The following is a 20,701-nucleotide window of genomic DNA, read 5'->3' as shown; positions in this document are numbered from 1 at the left end:
CTTGGATACGAATTATAGTATCACCCTGGTTGCTGGTGAACTTGAAATAATCCCTGCAACTTTGGCCATCACGGTCATTACCAATCAAAGCAAAATCTACGGGGAAGCCGATTCAAACTTAACCTATACAGCCACCGGATTCAAAAACGGGGATGATGAAAGCATTCTAACCGGTAAACTAACCAGAACAGCCGGAGAGAATGTAGGTACTTACCAGATTATTCAAGGTACACTGGATGCAGACGATAACTACAATATAAACTTTACTGGAGCGGACTTTACAATTACAGAACGGACGCTAAGTGTATTTGCTGATGCGAATCAGGGAAAAGTATTTGGAGAAGCTGATCCAACCCTGACCTATACTGCCAGTAATTTTGGTAACGGAGATAATGAAAGCGTCTTAACCGGTTTACTGAGCAGGCAAAGTGGGGAAACCGTGGGTGCCTATGCGATTACTCAAGGAAATCTCGATGCAGGAAATAACTATACGATTGACTACACTGGATCAGATTTCACAATCACAGAGAAAACCCTAATCATTACAGTGGACGCAGGGCAGAGCAAAATCTATGGGGAAGCGGATCCCGTATTCACCTATACAGCCAATGGCTTCGAAAACGGGGATAATGAAAGTATTCTCGATGGGGAACTCGAAAGAGTGGTAGGCCAAAACGTAGGCCACTACGATATCAACCAAGGTAGTCTAACTGCAAACGGAAACTACATGATAGACTATGTGGGAGCAGAATTTGCTATCACTAAAAAGACACTGGGCATAACAGCCGAATTCAACCAGAACAAAGTCTATGGTGAAAGTGATCCAATTCTTACCTACATAGCCACAGGTTTTGAAAATGGGGATGATGAAAGTATTCTAACTGGTGAACTGGTAAGAACAGTCGGAGAGACTGTGGGTACTTATAGTATCAACCAGGGAAGCCTTTCAACAAACAATAACTACACGATTGCTTATAGCGGAGCGGATTTTGTGATCACAAAAAGAACTCTGATTGTACAGGCGGATCCGAACCAGGGCAAAGTATATGGAGAAGCAGACCCAATTCTAACATACTCAGCAATTAATTTTGGAAACGGAGACAATGAAAGCATCTTCACCGGAGCTTTGAACAGACAGGCAGGTGAAGCCGTGGGCCGCTATGCGATTACCCAGGGGAATCTTTCGGCGGGAGAAAACTACATGATCGATTATACTGGAGCGGACTTTACCATCTCAGAAAAAACCCTGAACATTACCGTAGACACCAACCAAAGTAAAGTATATGGGGAAGCCGATCCGAGCTTGAGCTACACAGTAACCGGCTTTGAAAACGGGGATGATGAATCCATTCTAACAGGAGAACTCGAGAGAGAATCAGGAGAAAATATCGGAACCTACCCGATTAACCTGGGCAGCCTGGCAGCAAGCGGAGACTACACCTTCAATTTCACCGGCACTGACTTTGAAATCACCGCGGGTGTCTTGACTGTCACCGCATCCAACGGCCAGAACAAGGTTTACGGAGAGTCCGATCCTATCCTAGTCTTTACTGCCACTGGCTTTAAAAACGGGGATGATGAGAGCATCCTCACCGGGGTCCTGAAAAGACAAGCAGGAGAGGCCGTAGGTAGCTATGTGATTATCCAAGGTGACCTATCTGCTGGATCAAACTATACCATTGATTATACTGGTTCAGATTTTGTAATTACCGAAAAGTCGCTGACCATCACCGTCACCGAAGGTCAAAACAAGATCTATGGCGAGACCGATCCAGGTCTTACTTATACAGCCACCGGTTTTCAATTTTCCGAAGATGAATCCATCCTAACAGGAGCACTGGAAAGAGAAGCAGGAGAAAATGCAGGCAATTACGCCATCACTCAGGGAAGCCTGGTAGCAACGGCCAATTATTCGATTGACTTCACCGGAGCAGACTTTGAAATCACACCCAGAACTCTGGTAGTGATCGCTGATTCGAACCAGAGTAAAGTTTACGGAGAGCGTGATCCATTGCTGACTTACTCGGCCAGCAATTATGGGAATGGAGACAATGAAAGCATCTTCACCGGAGCTTTGGACAGACAGGCAGGTGAAGCCGTGGGCAGCTATGCGATTACCCAGGGCGGTCTTTCGGCGGGAGAAAACTACACGATCGACTATACTGGAGCGGACTTTACCATCTCAGAAAAAATGCTGAACATAACCGTAGATACCAACCAAAGTAAAGTATATGGGGAAGCCGATCCGAGCTTGAGCTACACAGTAACCGGCTTTGAAAACGGGGACGATGAATCGATCATAACTGGACAACTCGAAAGAGCACCAGGAGAGAAGGTAGGAACCTATGCGATTGACCAGGGAAGTCTGGAAGCAAGCGGAGACTACACCATCAATTTCACCGGATCAGATTTTGTAATTACCGAAAAGTCGGTCACCATCACCGTCACCGAAGGTCAAAACAAGATTTACGGTGAAGCCGATCCAGGTTTTACTTATACGGCCACCGGTTTTCAATTTTCCGAAGATGAATCCATCCTAACAGGAGCACTGGAAAGAGAAGCAGGAGAAAATGCAGGCAATTACGCCATCACTCAGGGAAGCCTGGTAGCAACGGCCAATTATTCGATTGATTTCACCGGAGCAGACTTTGAAATCACACCCAGAACTCTGGTAGTGATCGCTGATTCGAACCAGAGTAAAGTTTACGGAGAGCGTGATCCATTGCTGACTTACTCGGCCAGCAATTATGGGAATGGAGACAATGAAAGCATCTTCACCGGAGCTTTGGACAGACAGGCAGGTGAAGCCGTGGGCAGCTATGCGATTACCCAGGGCGGTCTTTCGGCGGGAGAAAACTACACGATCGACTATACTGGAGCGGACTTTACCATCTCAGAAAAAATGCTGAACATAACCGTAGATACCAACCAAAGTAAAGTATATGGGGAAGCCGATCCGAGCTTGAGCTACACAGTAACCGGCTTTGAAAACGGGGATGATGAATCGATCTTAACTGGACAACTCGAAAGAGCACCAGGAGAGAAGGTAGGAACCTATGCGATTGACCAGGGAAGTCTGGCAGCAAGCGGGGACTACACGATCAATTTCACCGGAGGAGACTTTAAAATAACCCCGGCTACCTTGAATATCACAGTAGATTCAGGCCAAAGCAAGATCTATGGCGAGGCCGATCCAAGGCTCAGCTATACCGCCACCGGCTTTGTAAACGGGAATGATGAAAGTATCCTATCAGGAGCTCTGGAGAGAGAAGAGGGAGAAAACGTAGGAGAGTATGAGATAAGAATGGGTGATTTAAAGGCTAATTTCAACTATGAAATAGAATTTATTTCTGAAACATTTAGCATTACCCCCGCTTCTTTAGACCTTTCTGGATTGGATGATATTGTTGCAGAATGCGGCATTATTTCCCTGGATACTCCTGTTGCTACCGATAGTAATGGCAATGAAGTAGCGGGTGTTACTAACTTTAAATTACCGGTTAGTGCCCCGGGTACCTACACTATTCAATGGGAATTCAGTGGGGCTAATTACCTTAGCCTTCAGGTAACTCAGAGTCTTGTCATTGCCGATACTACAGCACCGCTGCCAGTTCAGGATGAATTGGAAGTCATAGAAGTGAATACCCAACTCTCACGGGAAGAAGTGGAAACCCCTACGGCAACCGATAATTGTTCCGGGGAGATTGTCGCCATTACTAATGCTACCTTCCCTATTATTGAGAATACAACGATCACCTGGCTATTCAAAGATGCTTCAGGGAATATCAAGGAACAACAGCAGGTGGTGGTGATCAATGACATCACTCCCCCGGTGCCTGATAAGGATGAGCTTGACGATATTTTAGCCGAGTGTCGCGTGAGTGAAGTTATTGCACCTACTGCTAAGGATAATACCGGGAAGACCCTAACAGGATTTACCGATACCGATTTTCCAATTACAGCACAGGGCAAAACGATAATCACCTGGATTTTTGAGGATGAAAATGGCAATCGTAGTACGCAAACCCAGGTGGTAATGATTCAGGACCAGACTGCACCGGTTCCCGACCAGGCAGACCTTCAGGATATTATCGTAGCATGTGGTATAGAGAATATTGCTCCACCAACTGCCAGCGATAATTGTGAGGGAGAGATCATTGCTACTACCGGTGATCCTACCAGTTATACTGAACAGGGTGATTATATAATTACCTGGACTTTCACCGATGCTGCAGGAAACAGCAGTACCCAGGATCAGTTCGTAGTGGTAGAAGATCTTACTGCGCCAGTAGCTCTGGCCTCCGATCTTGATATTGAAATCGACTTTAATGACTCCATCACTATAAGACCTGAGGATATTGATGCAGGTAGTTATGATGAGTGTGGCGAGGTCACCTTAAGCCTGGACCGGGATTATTTTGATGAAGAAGGCACTTATGAAGTGACCCTTAGCGTTACCGATCCTCATGGGAACTCCTCGCAAACTACCGCCAGGGTCACTGTGAACTTTAAAGAATTCCAGACTACAAAGGTACATGTAGTTCCTACCATGCTTGAGGCCGGCGAAGTGGCCAAAGTCATTGTTGCTGGAGGTAGCCTTATCAAAAATGTAGAGGTTTTGGAAGTGGAGACCGGAAAATATAAAGTCTTCCGCGGTAACAACCTGCAACAGATGAACCTGGATATCGCTCCTATGAAAGGAACCCTGCTTATTCGGGTATCGGATGATCAAGGAAAAGTTCACCTTAAAAAATTAATTGCCCTTTAAACTCAGAAAACAATGAAAAACAATATATCTACATATAGTTTTATTAGCCTTTTATTAATGAGCTTTTTTAGCTCGCAACTTAGTGCTCAGGAATTGGTGCGTCCCGTGATCACAGGGGCACCCTTCCTGCAGGTAGTCCCCGATGCTCGTTCCGGCGGGATGGGAGAAACCGGGGTGGCTACCCTGACCGATAACTTCTCCCAGTTTCACAACCCGGCAAAATTTTTATTTCTTGAAGAGCAAAGTAGCGGGTTTGGCCTGTCGTATATTCCTCAGTTCGTAGGTTATGCTGATGATATCTTTCACGCCCAGGCCGGCTATTTTCAAAAGCTCAATGAACGCGCTGCCCTTAGTGGAGCCCTGACTTATTTTAGCTTTGGAAATGTAGACCTGGAAGAGCAGCAGGGCGGACAGATCATTAACGCAGGAAGCTTTATTCCCAATGAACTGGCCCTGGAGGCAGCCTATAGTTTGAAACTCAATGAATATTTCGGGATGGCCATAACAGGGAGGTATATCCGATCTGATATTACCGATAATCAAATGAACTCTACCCTTCAATTAAAAACAGGACAGGCCGTAGCAGCCGATGTTTCCGGGTATTATATTTCCAATCCTTTTTCTCACGATAATAAATGGACAGCCGGTTTTGCCTTAAAAAATGTGGGTTCCAAACTGAAATATGCCAACGAATCAGGCTATGAGTATCCGCTTCCCACCAGTTTAAAGCTGGGTGGAGGCTATCATATTGCCAGTGGAAAAAGTGACTATATCTCTTTCTATGCAGAGGCCTTAAAATATTTAGTACCGGCAAGCGACGATCAGCGAAACCTTCCACAACACTCTGCTATTGGAGGAATCTTTAATTCCTTTACCGATGCCCCGAACGGCTTTTCTGAAGAATTAAAAGAGCTCATTTGGTCTTTGGGATCAGAGGTTAATTTGAATGATCTGCTACAATTAAGAACAGGCTATATCACTCAAAACAGTGAAAAAGGTTTTAGGAATCACGTAACCTTTGGGGTTGGAATGAACTGGGAAGGCTTCAATTTCGATTTTGCCTATCAAAGTCCGATCACCAAGAATATAAGCTTTAACAACGATAAGGTGATGAAATTCTCCCTGAGCTATAGGTTTGGAAGTACTCCAGGAAGATCCTCGTTGGATCCCAGAAACAATAAGCAAATTAGTGCCAGATAAGTTTAAACCTATCCTATAATTATAATTACCTTTTATTGTTAAGGTAAAAAAGATTACCCGTTACCTGAGCGCCAGGTTTAACGGGTAATTTTATTTGATACTTGCGGAGAAATGAAAAAATAGAAATACCAATGGCTCAACGAATTTAAGTTTCTAAATAAAATAGGCCACTAGTTTTAATTCTGTAATTGGGATAGTACCCAGGGAGATTAAAAAAGTTTATCCCTTTGCGAAATTTAATACTTAAAGAAAAAAGTTGATATTCGGGGATTACGATCCCAATAATACACCAAAATCAAAAAATTCCCGTCTTTCAAAAGGCAAGGACCAGAAATTAAAATCCTCAGTTCATTTCAACTGGAAACAATGGGTATCTAAAAAACCACGTGGAAATTGGTTCGAATACTTTGGAAGCTCGTTAGTTCCTATTGACCTTCTTATTAAGGAATTTCTCTATCATTGGAGTTACAAGATGGCTTTTATTGAAGTCAGGCTTTAAGGTGGTTATTTCTCCAATATACTCACCATGTCCTCCTGGAATAATTGCTAATTCGGCATTAGGTATTTGTCTGCTCAAAGCAATAGCGTGTTCCGGGGTAATGATATCCTTATCTCCAATTATGATAAGACTTGGTGCTTTGATGGATTGGATCTTGTCGTCTGTAATGTCCTTAAAATTAATCATTCTTTTTGCATCCTTATGATGCATTACTTTCACGTGGTTAGGGTCCGATGCAACTTTTACATAGGCTTTTTTAAGTAGTTCCGGCATATTTTCCAGACGTGCATTTTCCATATATTCCCAGAACCAATCAGGGACTCCATTGCGTTTGGCAAGAGCAGAACCCAATATGATTTTATCCACAATCTCTGAATGCCGAATTGCAATTTGCATCGCGGTTGTACCGCCGTTGCTGAAACCCAAAAAATCAGCTTTATCAATTTTAAAATTCTTGAGTAGCAGAGCCACATCATCTGCGTCTTGTTCAAAGGTAAGGTCAGTATTCCTGTCACTTGTACGCCCGTGAGCTTGTAATTCCACAGCAATAACTTGTCTGTTCTTAGCCAAAGGAGGTATAACTTTACTGAAACTCGTCTGAATTGTTGAACCTCCACCGTGAATAAGTACTAGTGGTTTACCTTGGCCATAAATCTCATAATACATACTTAATCCGTTGACTTTTGAATAACCATTTTTGAAAATCAAAGTGTCTTTTGTAGCTTTTGTCAGCCCACTATGGATTCGTTTATGCCTGTTTATATATTTGCATGAAGCAAGTGTCAGAAGGGCTAAAGTAAATAAGGTGACTGTTCTTTTCATTTTCATCTGCTTTGGCCAAATCATGTATGACCATTATCCTACAACTGCTAGAACTTAATTTTTATAGTTTATTGTTTATACAGGCTTTACAATCTACTTCATTTCAGATTTTTACATCTGATGTTGAAAGAATGTAAAACATACATAAAATGGTCTGCTCTTTTTATTTTTAGCATCTACTGATCATCTTTTCGTTAACCTAAGGCAGGAATGAAGTGGGTTTTCCAACATTTGAAAGAACCCCCTCCCCTGCCCTTTTTTTATTTTGTAAGAGCAACCACATAAGATGTCAATTTCTTAACCTTTGGAGATTTCATGCCGTTAAGGACATAGAAATCTGCGAATCCAAAATTTTTTATTTTACCAGAAGCTTCTTTGATTTTCATTCTTCCATTTGCCGCTGCAGTACGTCCATGGGTAATAATCTCCAGAAGCTCCAACTCTAAGGTTTCTACTTTACGCATTGGCTTCATGAATTCCTTCACCGCCTCTTTACCCTTAATGACCTTTTCCCCTACAAAATTCCACTCGATATCCTCACTCATATTGTTGAAAATAAAATCCATGTCGTTTTTCAAAAAAGCTTCATTAAAATCCCTGATAAATACTTCTTTTGCTATCATAACTAAGAAAGGTTTTAATTCAAAGTAAAGCTACCTGAATTTACCTTTAAAAGTAAGGGGATGATCCGACAACTTATAGGGGAATTTGCGACATCCCTTATTAAAATTAATCCATTACTAAAAATTTAGAACAGCTAAGAATAACCTCCCTGCCAAAGCCTGGCATATAGTTTAAATCAGCGTCTGTTCTTTCCTAAAAAAGCTGGTATTCCGAAATAATATTCAGATTATGGAAAACCGTAATTAATCTATTAAAGGAATACTTACTTTTGAAAAAGAACTGGAAAAAGATCTACATTTCCATTTAATGTTTGGCATGTTTAAAAAAGTATTAGTGGCAGAGGATATGGATAGTATCAATCATGCCGTAGCAGGTGTTTTAAAAGATCTTGAGATAGGTGAGGTCGCCCATGCTCAATACTGTGACAAAGCATGGCTCATGGCCAAAAAAGCTACGCAGGAAGAAGATCCATTCGATTTACTAATTTGTGATCTCTCTTTTAAAAAAGACCATCGGCAAGAACGAATCGAATCAGGTAAAGAGCTAATAGCGATCTTAAAAACCGACTATCCTGATCTTAAAGTCATCGTAAATACCATTGAAGACCACCCACAAACCGTCAAGGATTTGTGGGATTCCGGAAATATCGACGCCTATGTATGTAAAGATCGTAACGGGCTTAAGGAATTAAAGGAGTCGATTATCAGCCTTGATCAGGGAAAAACCTATAATTCCCCTTCTATTGAAAAGGTTTTGAAACAAGACAACCTGCTAGTCTTAAATGATTTTGAAATTAATATTGTAAAATATCTGGCTGATGGTTTAACCCAGGAGGAAATTCAGCAAAAGTTAAAAAGTCAGCATATAAAACCAAGTAGCAAAAGCGCTATAGAAAAAAAACTGAAAGACTTAAGAGAGGATTTTAATGCCAATACGAATCCTCATCTTATTTCTATAATGAAAGACTTACAATTAATTTAAAAATAATATGCCAGTCCTTTTGAAAGGGTATTGAGTAGGGTCAATAATTACTAAGAAAGGCTGGCATATTTCAAACTTAATGGAGTTAAAGCTCCGTTTAGGTTACTAAAATAAACCAGTAATTATTTGTAATCATCAAAAGGCCTCATAAAATTTCACACCCAGACTTGGGTTTAGAGAGGATTCTACTAGGCCATTGGTATCTTCCCTTTAATTTCTATTTCCAGTTTTATCTACCTTGGAGTTGTATTTATGTGCTATAACCCGACCTGGTGTTATTTCTCGTTGGTCTTTGGAAGATCCATTTTAACTACATACTTCAAACGGCTTATCAATTCTTCTAACTTGCTATTATTACTGAAGTCCATACAAAGCCTAACAGAATTTTCAGTTTCCCCCTCCCTTTTTGAAATCAAATCCAAATGGTTTGCCTTGTGCCGAAGATCCAGGATGTCACTAAATTTTAACTCTTGTACGGTCACATAATCTATGTCCTCCTCACTTGAGTATACCGTTGTATAAAGTTTAATTGCCGGAGCATTTTGACTGATCGAAGATCCAACCTGCAAGGAATCTACAAAGCCATTTTCTTCCCATGAAGCATGTTTTCCAGGAATAATATTTTCAAAATAACTTCTATTGGCATTTATATACTTCAGTGCAGAATTTTTCTTCTCTTGAAGATTAATTAAAAACTTCAAATCATCTTCTACGCTCTGCTTTCGAAAATCCCTGGGAGGTAATTCGCTCGAACGCGTGCAGGAATTGGTTTGGTACCTTCCATCTTCCTTATAGGCATAAATTATCCATTCACTGCCCGTTCCGATATTTAATCCGCAATAGCTTAGCCTTTTTGGGGTGCTTATCGCTACGCTTGTCCCGTTTATTTCACCTTTATAATTTTTCTTGATCTCCAGGGTGATCGTTTTAAGGTGATTTTCATTTTCTTCTATTGAAGTGACCAGGCCTTGAACTATGAGGTCATAATGTCGATACTCTTCATTATCCATTAAACTTGGTTCTGAACAGGAACAAAAAAAACTATCCGAATTCGCAAAAAGTAATTGAACTAATAGGAGTGCGATTTTCATCATCTAACTGGGTTTTATTTAAGACAATTCCATTAATACTGGAAAAAGAATAAATTCTATTTTATTTGATATACTGACAATACCTATAAAGGGGTATTTTAAAGTTAGGCAAGCTTTTCTAATTTGCTCCAAATTTCTCTAATATTAAACATGAGGTATAAAAAAATTAAAGGACATAAAAAGATCTGGAAAGGGATTAAGGAATGGGAGCAGCAAAATAGAAAGCTAGATCTTGAGGAATTAAAACTTTACCAAAGAAAATATTTGAAGGTTTGGGTGAGCCCTTATTGTGATTATGATATGTTGAATAGTGAAACCCCTGAACCCTACGGGAAAACTCGAAAAATGATCCTTGAATCGCTACTTAACATCTATCAAAGTTGGAAGGAAAGCCTGGAAAAACTGGAAGAGCCTTATTATTTAAAAATATGGTTATATGAAGAACATATCTCCAGGTCTCAGGTTGTTTGTGCATTAGGAGATTTTATAGGCTTTTATGAAAACACCTTTTACCAGCCCAACCTTGAAAAGCGAATTAATCTTAAGAATAATTATGCTTGGCTCCGCGATAAAATGGATCTTCTCAATTGGCAATATGCACCCTATGAACAGGGCCTTACCCTTGAAGACATTGGAGAACCTTACGAATATAGTACCTACAAAGCCTATCAGCAAAATAAACGATCGATCCGAAGAAAAATCAAGAATGCCTACCGGACCAAGGAGGGAGAAGACGATCAAACCTATTATTTTTCGAAAATGGGAACGGTGTGGATAGGTGGTGCTTAATAGTTTATATTTGACTTTTCTTCCCTGATTGGGTAAGAGGATTTTCTTAAAGCACGATGATTACGCTGGGAATAAAGCTTTAAAATACCGCAAAAGAGGTATTGTCATTACTTTTACCTATTTCTATTTTACCATCTTAAATTTAGATAAAGCGCACCACTTAAATATAAAATTATGGATCTCCTCAGAAAATATTCCCTTTTAATCATCTTGTTAGGTATTACCCATTCCAGTCTCGCTCAAAGCGAACGTGATTACGGGGAATATAATGAAGCGGTCGATTACCTAGATCAGGGGAATACCGAGAAAGCGCTAAGGTTGTTCGATAAGCTTTGTCGACAAAACAATGGTGCTGCTTGCTTTGCAATTGGAATCACATATTATCAGGGAGACCAGGTGGAAAAAAATGTAACCAAAGGTCTAGAGTTCATAAAAAAGGCGGCGGAGAAGAATAATTACGATGGAATAAAAACTTTAGGGGAAATATACTTCCATGGTTCAGCGGGTGTTGAGAAAGATCCTAAAAAGGCGACAGAGTTATTTAAAAAGAGTATCGCTCATGAAGATAACTATGAAAACCGCCAAAAATCAAAAGCAGCCGAAATGGCTAATTCGCTCACAGGTGAAAATACAACCAAGAATTTCCCTAAACTTGGTGCCCTTTTAGGCGGTGCCTTCCATATGGAAAAGGATTATATAAACGCTTCTTCCTTTTATCTCCTCGCCCTTAATGGCCCGGAAGGTTTCACCTCAACCGAAGAAGAATTGTGGAAAGTCTTACTGAAGAATGCAGAAACATTTGCATCACAGGCAACCTATACTGTTGATTTTGAATTAGCACATTTTTTAGGAGACTATTATTTACGCTCCTCCAACACAGGTAAAGGACTTAATTATTATAGGATTGCGGTAGATGGAAAGAATGCCGAGGCTCAAAGGGATCTTGGTAAATATTATTATGAAGAAAATGACTTAACCAAGGCAAAAGCATTTCTGGAACTGGCCGTTGAAAATTCTTCTGGGGAGGTAAAGTTAACCAGTATGGAAAACTTAATACCTATTTATCTTGAGCATCAGCAATGGACTCAGGCCATGAATTATTCAAAGATGGTAATGAAAAATAATGATTTTGATGACCTGAACATCAATCAGGACTTTTTTAAAATCTTTGTAAATAACAACTCTCCCTATTCAGATGATTGGAGTTCAATAGGCAAAACAGATGATGCGAACTGGTACTACAATTCTAATAGTATAGTAAAAAGCAAGGAAAACAATTACGAATACTTCATCGTAGTAAAAGAATCTTCTCGATACTACACTGGAGGAAAAATCTTTGGTGCGGTGTTTAATTTAAGCAAGGATGAATATTATACTTACGCAGAATATAAAGGAACCTCCAGTAATTCCTCCTACAGTTTTCCATCCAAATATGAAATAATAACCACACAGTATGAGGGGGACCTCTATGATAAAATTGAAAGTATAATATATTCCCATTATTGATCCTATTTCTTTTTTTTCCATAACCCCGGATTTGTTCAGATTTTAAACCTGTTCACGAATCATGAACAAAAAAAATTGTTGAACAAAGTGACTTCAATTCATTAAAGAAGATTTATCCTTATCCTAGAAAACATTAGGATCAGCTCCCCAATAAGGCTATTTGATTAATGCCTCTTTAAGTTGTACTTTTTGATCTGTTCTCCCCTAGCCCCCTTACCGCGGATTTCATCTTTATTTTTCTTTTTTTTATATTTAAGATGTTGAATACTATGCTGTTATGGATAAATTTATTCTCAATTCAGGAAAGGCCTTGGCTAAATTTAGGTCCGGTATAAATCATTTCCTGGAGGATAAAATTCAGGATAGTTTCACCAAGCGCATCCTTTTTATTGTTGCTCTTTATATTTTTTTCCTGGTAAGTTTCTCTTTGGTGATGGGAATGCAGGGCTTTATTGACAACGTCCCCTTTATTCTGATTTTTTCAATTATACTTCTTGTCCTTTTGGTTTGGCTGGCTATATATTATGAGTCGAATAACCATCTGGAAATCAATCGTCATGACTTCCAGATGATTTCCTTAAAAAAACCCCAGGTAAGATTTGAATTAATCAATCTTGACAAAACATCAGAAGAAAATTTATGGAGGCTGATCAGAGGGTACTGCGTAAATGAAAAGATCAACTTTACAATGGGCAACAAAAGTGGTGAATCTGCAAATCATCGAATCCTATTTGTGCTTTTTGACGAATTGCTTGTGGGAGGAATCAAGGATTTTTCCGGCGATAGAAAACGTGAATTCTTCCAGTTGCTGATAGATTCCTTTCTTATGAACAATCAACCCCTCAAAGAAAACACCTTAAAAACCAGTTTTTCCGCCTGGAAAAACGACCAGGAAAAAATTAATTCCCGGAATCAGCGAAAATTCATCAGGCTGATGCTATCAAAAGAATAATTATAGCATAATTCTCTTTTAATTCCCGTTATGCTATTGATTTATAGATGTTTGCTTTCCTAAGTTTGTCTTACCTCCAAAATGTAATAGGCTTCTTATTCCTTTTCAGTTTAAGCAATTGATGAAGGAACTGAAAGAATTAGCGCAACTGGAAATTTAAGGCAATGCCTAATCCCGGCCAAAGATTAAACTATAGAGAATTCTGAAAAATATAAAAATCCTATGGAAAGATTATTATCCAACTCCAATAAAGAATTACTGAAAGTTAAATCAGAAAAACCCGCAGATAAAATACCTGGAGGTCAATCTAAAAAAAAGAAGCATAATAGGAAGAGGGTGAAAATTTATTTCCAATGCTCTTTATATGATAAAAAGCTGTTAAAAATTAAAGCACAGCATAGCGGTCTTTCTTTAAGTGAGTTTTGCAGGAGGACGCTTTATGAGAAGGAAGTTAAAGAAAGATTATCCGATGATCATATCGAGATCTATAAAACCCTGGTGAAGTTTCATCATAACTTTAAATCCATCAGCGAAATGTTTCACAAAAAGGATTCACAATTAGCCAGTAAGATTAATAGACTTGCCAATGAAATCAAGCTTCACCTTCAAAAGATAAACGGATGATAGGGAAAGGAACAACAATCTCAAATACCCAGGCCTCTGTAAAGTATGGGTGGAACCGGGATAAGGGTGCGCAGGTAGTATTTACCCAGCACCTTGCCGCAGATACGCCGAAGGAGATCACGGTTGCCTTCCGGCTTACCCAGGAACAAAATGCATATTGTGTAAAAAATACGCTTTCATTTATTCTAAGTCCAACAATTGCTGAGGGAAAAAATCTGAAAAACAGGGATCTCGCCCGGATATGTAAGGAGTTTATGCAGGAGATGAAATTAAAGGACCGCCAGGCCATTGCTTTTGTACATAAGGATAAGGCACATAAACACATTCACCTCTATGTCAACCGCATCGATTTTAAAGGCAAGGCCTATAACGCCGGGTTTTTAACCAAGCGAAGCTATTTTGCCGCAGAGAAAGTAGCGGAAAGGTTACGAATGACCACCGTGAAACAGGTTCAGAATGAGAAGCTTCGTAAATTATTACCTGTCAGAACGGAAATCAAAAAACGACACGATTTAACTTTGAAACAATTCCAGCCTCGAACATATCCGGAGTATATGAAAGGGATGAAGGATTATGGCGTTAAGGTCATCCCTTCGATCAATAAGGCCAATAAGCTTCAGGGCTTTCGATTCCAATTTGGAAAACACAGTCTCAAAGGCTTTGAAATTCATCCTTCGATGAGTGGAGGAAATATCGGGAAGAGCCTTTCCCGCGGAAGTGGCATTTCCAACTTCCTTAAGGAAAATTCCCAGCTCAAAATAGCCGGAAAAACCGTATCGCTTTCTGCTGGGATGATTAAGGTATTAACTAGGAAAATAATAAAGCCAACGATCTCAAAAGGCCTTGATACAGGAATAGAAATTTAAATTAAAAATTATGGCAAAATTAGAACGGCTTAGTGAATTGCTCGTTTCAGAGATTAACGAATTTGAAAAGGGCGTAGAAAAACTTCAAGAAATCCAACAACAAAAATTTGCAGTTGATAGTCGACAATTACAGCAGGTCCTTAAACAACATCAGGAAAGATTCGAAGAAGTTTCAGCACGACACATCCATAAAATGAATACCCTTGGCCAAAAGCTCGATAAAACAAAGGCTTACCCGGTGTGGGTTTTGACCCTGGTTATAGCATCATTTATACTAAATGGAATTTTACTTTACGGACTTTTATTTTAATATCCGGGAGTATTTTATTCCCTTATTTTGTTTGCCCATAATTGCATTTGGTCATTCCCTAACTCTTAAGGTCCTTATGGAATATCACCTGGACTTTATTTTAATATTTTCCTTGATAAGTTTGAATAAGAAGAAGCTTAAGCTTTCAGGGTTTTAAGAAAATTTTTAGATTTACATTCTTTCCTTCCATTGTCCCTACTCGGTGGAAGCCTATTGATAGAAAATAATCGCCTCTAATGGCAATAACAGAAGTTCACTTACTTAGCTCAAATAATAAATGATCCAAACTAAATGGGAAACGCAGCCCTGGAAAAGGTCTACCATCTTAGGGAGGGAATGGGCACCGATAATTTCTCTAAAACTTATCTTTAATAGCAATGCCCAGTTTTAGAGTCTATTCCCTTATTGCCTTTTTAATTCCTGCCGTTTTTATGGGTCAGTGTCCTTCGGGGGATATTCTGTTGGAAACCCAGGAACAAGTAGACCAGTTTAGTGCCGATTTTTCTACCTGTACTGTAATTTCAGGTAATTTAGTCATTAAGGGAAATGAGGTTACCGATTTATCTTTCTTAAAAAAAATCACACAGATCGCCGGGGATTTAACTATTGATCAAACCGGGATCACTTCCTTGCACCTGGATAATTTAGAATCAGTAGGTGGCGATTTCAGCGTATATGGCAATGAAAACATCGAAGCCCTCGATGTACCGAAGATTTCCTCTATTGGCAGAAACCTGGTAATCTACGATAATCAGGATTTAATTGAAATATCAGGATTTTATGAAATAGTTTCTTTACATCACCTGGCCATTAGCCATAATTGGTACCTCACCACCATACCGGAGTTCAATAAATTGGAATCCCTTACCGAGACCACCCAAATAATGGAAAACACCCATCTTAAAGAGATAAAGGGTTTTGAGTCCCTTGTTTGTGCAACAGGTATCCAAATTCATGGGAACGACAGCCTAACGACAATAGATGGTTTTGATTCGGTGGTTAAGATTTTGGGGAGCTTTGGAGGCCTTTCGATCACTGTGAATTCTTCTTTGGAACGCCTGGAAGGTTTTGAGCGTCTGGAACAGGTTTCATACCTTATATTAAGCCAGAACAGCGGTTCCATCACCCCTTCCAAATCGGTGCCAGCCTTCTCATCGCTTCGGCAATCGGGCTATGTGTATTTGAGGCAATCAAATTTCCCAAAAAATTACCAGGGATTTGAAAACCTTATCAAAGTTGGAGGAGTGAGTATCGATGGTTTAAGGAATGTGGAATCATTTACTGGTTTTAATAAAATAGAGACTGCTGCTTTTATCAATGTGGAGAATAATAGGAACCTTAAAACTTTATCCGCTTTCGGTAACCTGCAAGAAACCCAGTACGAATTTATAATTAAGCGAAATTGGGAACTCCATCAGATAGATGATATGAAAAAACTCACCAAAGTGGGGTTTGATTTTGGCATCTTCTCTTTGGCCATATCGGATTTTGACTTTATTAGTAATCTAAAAGAGGTTGGAAACGATTACTCGCGCTTTGACCTGAATGATTTGCCGAACCTTCAGGATTGTTCAGGATTATCCAACCTTATTAAATATGGTTATTTACTGGAACCGACCGATATCGATTTGAGTCTTGTGGCCTGCAGTACCAAAGAAGCCATTGCAGCATCCGCAGATACCGATAATGATGGTATTCTAGATGTTGATGATCCGGATGATGATAACGACGGATTGACCGATACCCAGGAACATGGCGGGAATGAATTTTTAGATACTGATGACGATTTTCTGCCCGATCACGTGGATACAGACAGCGATAATGACAATTGCTCTGATCAGGATGAAGGCCTCTCTCATTTTCAACAAATCTCAGATTCACCGGTAATATATAACCATCCGAAATTTTCAGAGATTGAAGCCGGGGGCAGCTTAGATCTTTTAGGAAATGTTGGTAATGCCGACACTTTTAACTGGCAGGTTAGCCAGGATAATGGGGAAACCTGGATAACTATTAAGAATGATCAGTATTATTCAAATTCCCAGAGTGCTACTTTAGAAATTAAAAATGTTCCAGGGGAATTCCACAATAACCTTTATCGCTTGAAGAGCCGAAATAGTGCCAATTATTGCCAGGATTGGGTGGTATCCCGCTTTGCATCTTTGATCGTGAATATGACCTCGCTAAAAAACCCGGGAAAAGATACAGCACTTACTGTTTGCCCTGATCAAGGACAGGTAGACCTATTAACCCTTATGAATGGAACGCCGGATCAAGGGGGACAATGGACCCCCTCCCTAAGTAGCGGAGGCTCTGTTTTTGACACTTCTGTAGATGCTGAAGGGACTTACCAGTATTCCTTTAGTAATAATAACTGTCAAATAGCCAAAGCAATGGTTACGGTAAGTTTTAAAGATTCTCCAACAGCAGGAGAAGACGGAGAATTGACCATTTGCAGAGATGCAGAACCAGTAAACCTTTTTGAAGCCTTAACAGGCAGTCCTTCACCCGGTGGTAGCTGGACTCCTGCTCTTTCCGGAAACAATGGATATTTTGATCCTCAGGTTGACTCAGCAACTACCTATACCTATACGGTAAGTGCTCCAAGCTGCTCTTCCTCATCGGCAAAGGTTCAAATTAATCTAATAGAGGAGGATTTAAATGCAGGTAATGATATGGTTATAAGCCTATGTGAGGCGGATGATCCAGTAGACTTATCAGATTATTTAGGTAATGATGTCTATTCAAAAGGCACCTGGTCTCCAGAGCTTTCCAGGGAGGCTTTTTTTGATCCTAAAACTGATAAAGCTGGAGATTACACCTATACGGTTGCCATTAATGGTTGTGGTGAGGACCAGGCCGTATTCAGCATTGCGGTAATCGATTCCCCAAACCCGGGTGTGGATACTCAAGTTGACCTCTGCAATGATTCTGGAGACCATAACCTTCTTCAACTGATGGAAGGAAATCCGGAAAAGGGCGGAAAATGGACTCCGGAACTCTCGGAAGGAAACGGAATCTTTAATGCGCAGAAAGATGCCCCGGGACTTTATACCTACACCCTGGAAAATACCCAATGCGGGGAACGCTCTGCAAGTATCAGTATTAATTTGGAAAGGCAACCCGATATTGGTCAGGACGCTCAACTAGATATCTGTGAAAATGATACTTCGGTGGATCTATTTCCTCTTCTTGGTACCGGGACAGATTTGGGTGGAGAATGGTTTCCCGAATTATCAGGGGAAAAAGGAGTTTTTAATCCCCAGGTTGACTCCCCGGGGGTATATGAATACCGGCTTGAAACTGAAAGCTGTGGCTCTTATTCCTCCTTTGTCACGGTTTATGTGAATTCCCCAGCAAACAGTGGTGAATCTGCATCGATTGATTTGTGCCAAAATAGTCCCGAACTGGACCTATTTGAATTATTGGGACCCACGGCCGAGCCGGGTGGTGACTGGCATCCCAGGCTCAAGAGTGGCAATAGCATTTTTAATCCGAAAACGGATTCCCCTGGAACCTATACCTATTCCATTAACCAGGGCCAGTGTGGTACCTCAAGTGCAGAAATCAGCATAAGCCTTGATGGAAGCCAATTGATCACCAGTTATGAAATTGAAACATCATCTTTTGACGAAAATGGTTCCATAGCCATTGACATTCTGGAAAGTGGTGATTTTGAATATTCACTGGATGGGGAAAATTATAGTCCTAAAAACCGCTTTACCGATTTAAAAGGAGGAGCATATACCCTATATGTTAGAGAGACCAATGGCTGCAGATTTTTACAGGAAAATATCATGCTTATCGGCTTTGATAGTTTTTTTACGCCTAATGGGGATGGAATAAATGATTCCTGGAAAATTTATGGTTTCGAAGGTCAGCAATATGATATTTATATATATGATCGCTATGGAAAATTATTAAAGGTATTGAGTTCGCTCGATAATGGCTGGGATGGGACCTTCAACGGAAAACCTATGCCATCTGATGATTACTGGTTTAGCCTGGAACTAAAAGATGGGAAGGTTTATCGAAGTCATTTTTCGCTTATCAGGTCATCCTGAAAACATATTTTGAATCGTTCTCTTACCAAAGCAGGGAACTAATATTGAAGGGATTAATTTTTGTCCTCTTCCACCTAAGAAAAGTTGTATGAGAAATTTAAATATTATCATAGACATAGTGTTGAAAGCCTTTAAATCATTCATTAAATGAGTTTAGAAATCACACACATCCAGGGCGGCATGCGCGAATTTGAAAGAACCGGAATATACCCGGAGTATCTGCTCTTCAACCAGGCCGGGACCCGTCAAAACTGGACCATAAGAATTAAACAAACCCCGCAGGAGGGAGTTTTAAAAAGCAAAGGTAAAGTGCTGTATGAATATAGCTTTGACGGGGATCGCTGCATATTCCGAAAAAAGAAAATCGATGGTTCCTTTTCGGAATGGAGAGAACCGGAATTCATGATTATAGAAATGAGGGATTAGTAATTCGTTGTTTTTGGATCTCTATTTTTAATGATGTGAACTATTATAGCCTTGTTCAGGTTTGAAACTTTAGGTATTTGTCTTACTTTGACTTCCATACTTTACTTTAGTAGAAAGAATATTTTTCAGCTTTTTAATGACAAAAATTAAAAAAATAAAAAAGCCCTGGCCAACCAAAGATGCCATGACCCAGATCTATGAAAATAACTTGTGGGGTGGTAACAAATCTCAGTTCTACTCTGGTTTAGGCTCACATCATTCCGAGACAGTAAATCCATATATAGCTGTTTTGTCCGATTTTTTAAAAAATTTTGAAACTCCTCCGGTAGTTTGTGACCTGGGTTGCGGAGATTTCAATATCGGTAAGGACCTGGTTAAATACGCCAAAAAATATAATGCTATAGACATAGTTCCTGGTCTTATAATGCGTAATAAAAAAGAATTCAAGGCAGATAATTTAGAATTTCATGCTTTAGATATTGCAACAGATGTGCTGCCTTCTGGAGATTGTGCTATTTTAAGGCAGGTTTTACAACATTTATCGAATGCGGAAATTAAGTGTGTGGTAGAGAAATTGTATGATTTTAAATATGTTATTCTAACCGAGCACTTACCGGAAGGCAATTTTGAACCTAATAAGGATATTATCTCGGGACAAGGAATCAGGCTAAAAAAACAAAGCGGTGTGATCCTTTCTGCATCCCCGTTTAATTTTAAAATAAAGGAAGAAAAACACTTACTATCTGTGCAATCTCCCGGTTTTAAAGGAGTTTTAGTAACTACCTTGTTTAAGCTTAGATAATACTGGGGGTAGTTTAAAGGAAACCTATATTTCTTAACAAAGCGTATTTCAAAACCTAATGGTTTTCTTCCTACAGCGCCTCTTCCCAGATCTCCATAATTTGATCATAATTTTCTACTGCTTCCTGACTAAGGCTAGCCCACCAGCAGCACGTAAATAAAAATTTCCGGCAGCCATTTTCTGAAGGAGAGATTACAGACTCACTCTTTACGGGTAATTAATTGGTTATTAAAGTATTTGCCCTAGGTTATTCATCTAAATTTCTATTGACCCAGACCCATAAACTTGGCCAAGTTTCCCGGTATTTCTATTGGACTGGATAAAAGTTGACCTACTTTTTTTTAAAAAAAAGGCGCTTTGGTAGTTGCCAAAATTAG

The 20,701-nt window shown here is 39.8% G+C and carries 15 protein-coding genes; 12 read left to right on the top strand and 3 right to left on the bottom strand.

Annotated elements, in window-relative coordinates; all coding sequences use genetic code 11:
- Position 1: 1 nt before the first annotated feature.
- Both ACW6NC_RS13555 and porV read left to right on the top strand, forming a co-directional pair.
- Positions 2-4,768 carry an MBG domain-containing protein gene (locus tag ACW6NC_RS13555; RefSeq protein WP_457866802.1) on the top strand — a complete coding sequence of 1,589 codons (4,767 nt, stop codon included), beginning with the start codon at positions 2-4 and terminating at the stop codon, positions 4,766-4,768.
- 12 nt (positions 4,769-4,780) lie between these two features.
- Positions 4,781-5,968, top strand: a complete 1,188-nt coding sequence (gene porV / locus ACW6NC_RS13550) for a type IX secretion system outer membrane channel protein PorV (protein WP_457866801.1) — start codon at positions 4,781-4,783, stop codon at positions 5,966-5,968.
- Between the two features lie 418 nt (positions 5,969-6,386).
- On the opposite strand, the gene ACW6NC_RS13545 is transcribed toward porV, so the two are convergent.
- Both ACW6NC_RS13545 and ACW6NC_RS13540 read right to left on the bottom strand, forming a co-directional pair.
- On the bottom strand, positions 6,387-7,289 hold the full coding sequence (locus tag ACW6NC_RS13545) for an alpha/beta fold hydrolase (RefSeq protein WP_457866800.1): 903 nt from the start codon (positions 7,287-7,289) through the stop codon (positions 6,387-6,389).
- 260 nt (positions 7,290-7,549) lie between these two features.
- Complete coding sequence (locus tag ACW6NC_RS13540) at positions 7,550-7,912, bottom strand: nuclear transport factor 2 family protein (protein ID WP_457866799.1); 363 nt, start codon at positions 7,910-7,912, stop codon at positions 7,550-7,552.
- A gap of 316 nt (positions 7,913-8,228) precedes the next feature.
- On the opposite strand from ACW6NC_RS13540, the gene ACW6NC_RS13535 reads away from it, so the two are divergent.
- Positions 8,229-8,894, top strand: a complete 666-nt coding sequence (locus ACW6NC_RS13535; protein WP_457866798.1) for a DNA-binding response regulator — start codon at positions 8,229-8,231, stop codon at positions 8,892-8,894.
- A gap of 275 nt (positions 8,895-9,169) precedes the next feature.
- On the opposite strand, the gene ACW6NC_RS13530 is transcribed toward ACW6NC_RS13535, so the two are convergent.
- A complete protein-coding gene (locus tag ACW6NC_RS13530; protein ID WP_457866796.1) occupies positions 9,170-9,988 on the bottom strand; it encodes a hypothetical protein in 819 nt (272 codons plus the stop codon).
- Between the two features lie 147 nt (positions 9,989-10,135).
- Between ACW6NC_RS13530 and ACW6NC_RS13525 the strand changes: the two genes are divergently transcribed.
- The 9 genes from ACW6NC_RS13525 to ACW6NC_RS13485 all read left to right on the top strand — a co-directional run bounded on the left by ACW6NC_RS13525 (position 10,136) and on the right by ACW6NC_RS13485 (position 20,324).
- A complete protein-coding gene (locus tag ACW6NC_RS13525) occupies positions 10,136-10,774 on the top strand; it encodes a hypothetical protein (protein ID WP_457866794.1) in 639 nt (212 codons plus the stop codon).
- Between the two features lie 174 nt (positions 10,775-10,948).
- Complete coding sequence (locus ACW6NC_RS13520; protein WP_457866792.1) at positions 10,949-12,280, top strand: SEL1-like repeat protein; 1,332 nt, start codon at positions 10,949-10,951, stop codon at positions 12,278-12,280.
- A gap of 277 nt (positions 12,281-12,557) precedes the next feature.
- Complete coding sequence (locus ACW6NC_RS13515; RefSeq protein WP_457866791.1) at positions 12,558-13,232, top strand: hypothetical protein; 675 nt, start codon at positions 12,558-12,560, stop codon at positions 13,230-13,232.
- A 222-nt stretch (positions 13,233-13,454) separates the two neighbouring features.
- Entirely contained in the window at positions 13,455-13,856 is a 402-nt protein-coding gene (locus ACW6NC_RS13510) for a plasmid mobilization protein (protein WP_457866789.1), read from the top strand.
- Positions 13,853-14,722 carry a relaxase/mobilization nuclease domain-containing protein gene (locus tag ACW6NC_RS13505; RefSeq protein ID WP_457866788.1) on the top strand — a complete coding sequence of 290 codons (870 nt, stop codon included), beginning with the start codon at positions 13,853-13,855 and terminating at the stop codon, positions 14,720-14,722. The genes ACW6NC_RS13510 and ACW6NC_RS13505 overlap by 4 nt, the downstream gene beginning before the upstream one ends.
- Positions 14,723-14,732: 10 nt before the next feature.
- Positions 14,733-15,032 (top strand): DUF6730 family protein, encoded by a 300-nt coding sequence (locus ACW6NC_RS13500; protein ID WP_457866786.1) that lies wholly within the window; start codon positions 14,733-14,735, stop codon positions 15,030-15,032.
- A 377-nt stretch (positions 15,033-15,409) separates the two neighbouring features.
- Positions 15,410-19,096 (top strand): T9SS type B sorting domain-containing protein, encoded by a 3,687-nt coding sequence (locus ACW6NC_RS13495; RefSeq protein ID WP_457866785.1) that lies wholly within the window; start codon positions 15,410-15,412, stop codon positions 19,094-19,096.
- 147 nt (positions 19,097-19,243) lie between these two features.
- On the top strand, positions 19,244-19,522 hold the full coding sequence (locus ACW6NC_RS13490) for a hypothetical protein (protein WP_457866783.1): 279 nt from the start codon (positions 19,244-19,246) through the stop codon (positions 19,520-19,522).
- Positions 19,523-19,658: 136 nt separating this feature from the next.
- A complete protein-coding gene (locus tag ACW6NC_RS13485; protein WP_457866782.1) occupies positions 19,659-20,324 on the top strand; it encodes an SAM-dependent methyltransferase in 666 nt (221 codons plus the stop codon).
- Positions 20,325-20,701 lie beyond the last annotated feature (377 nt).

The sequence above is a fragment of the Salegentibacter profundi genome, from assembly GCF_054121475.1.
This window is presented reverse-complemented; position numbering and strand designations above follow the sequence as displayed.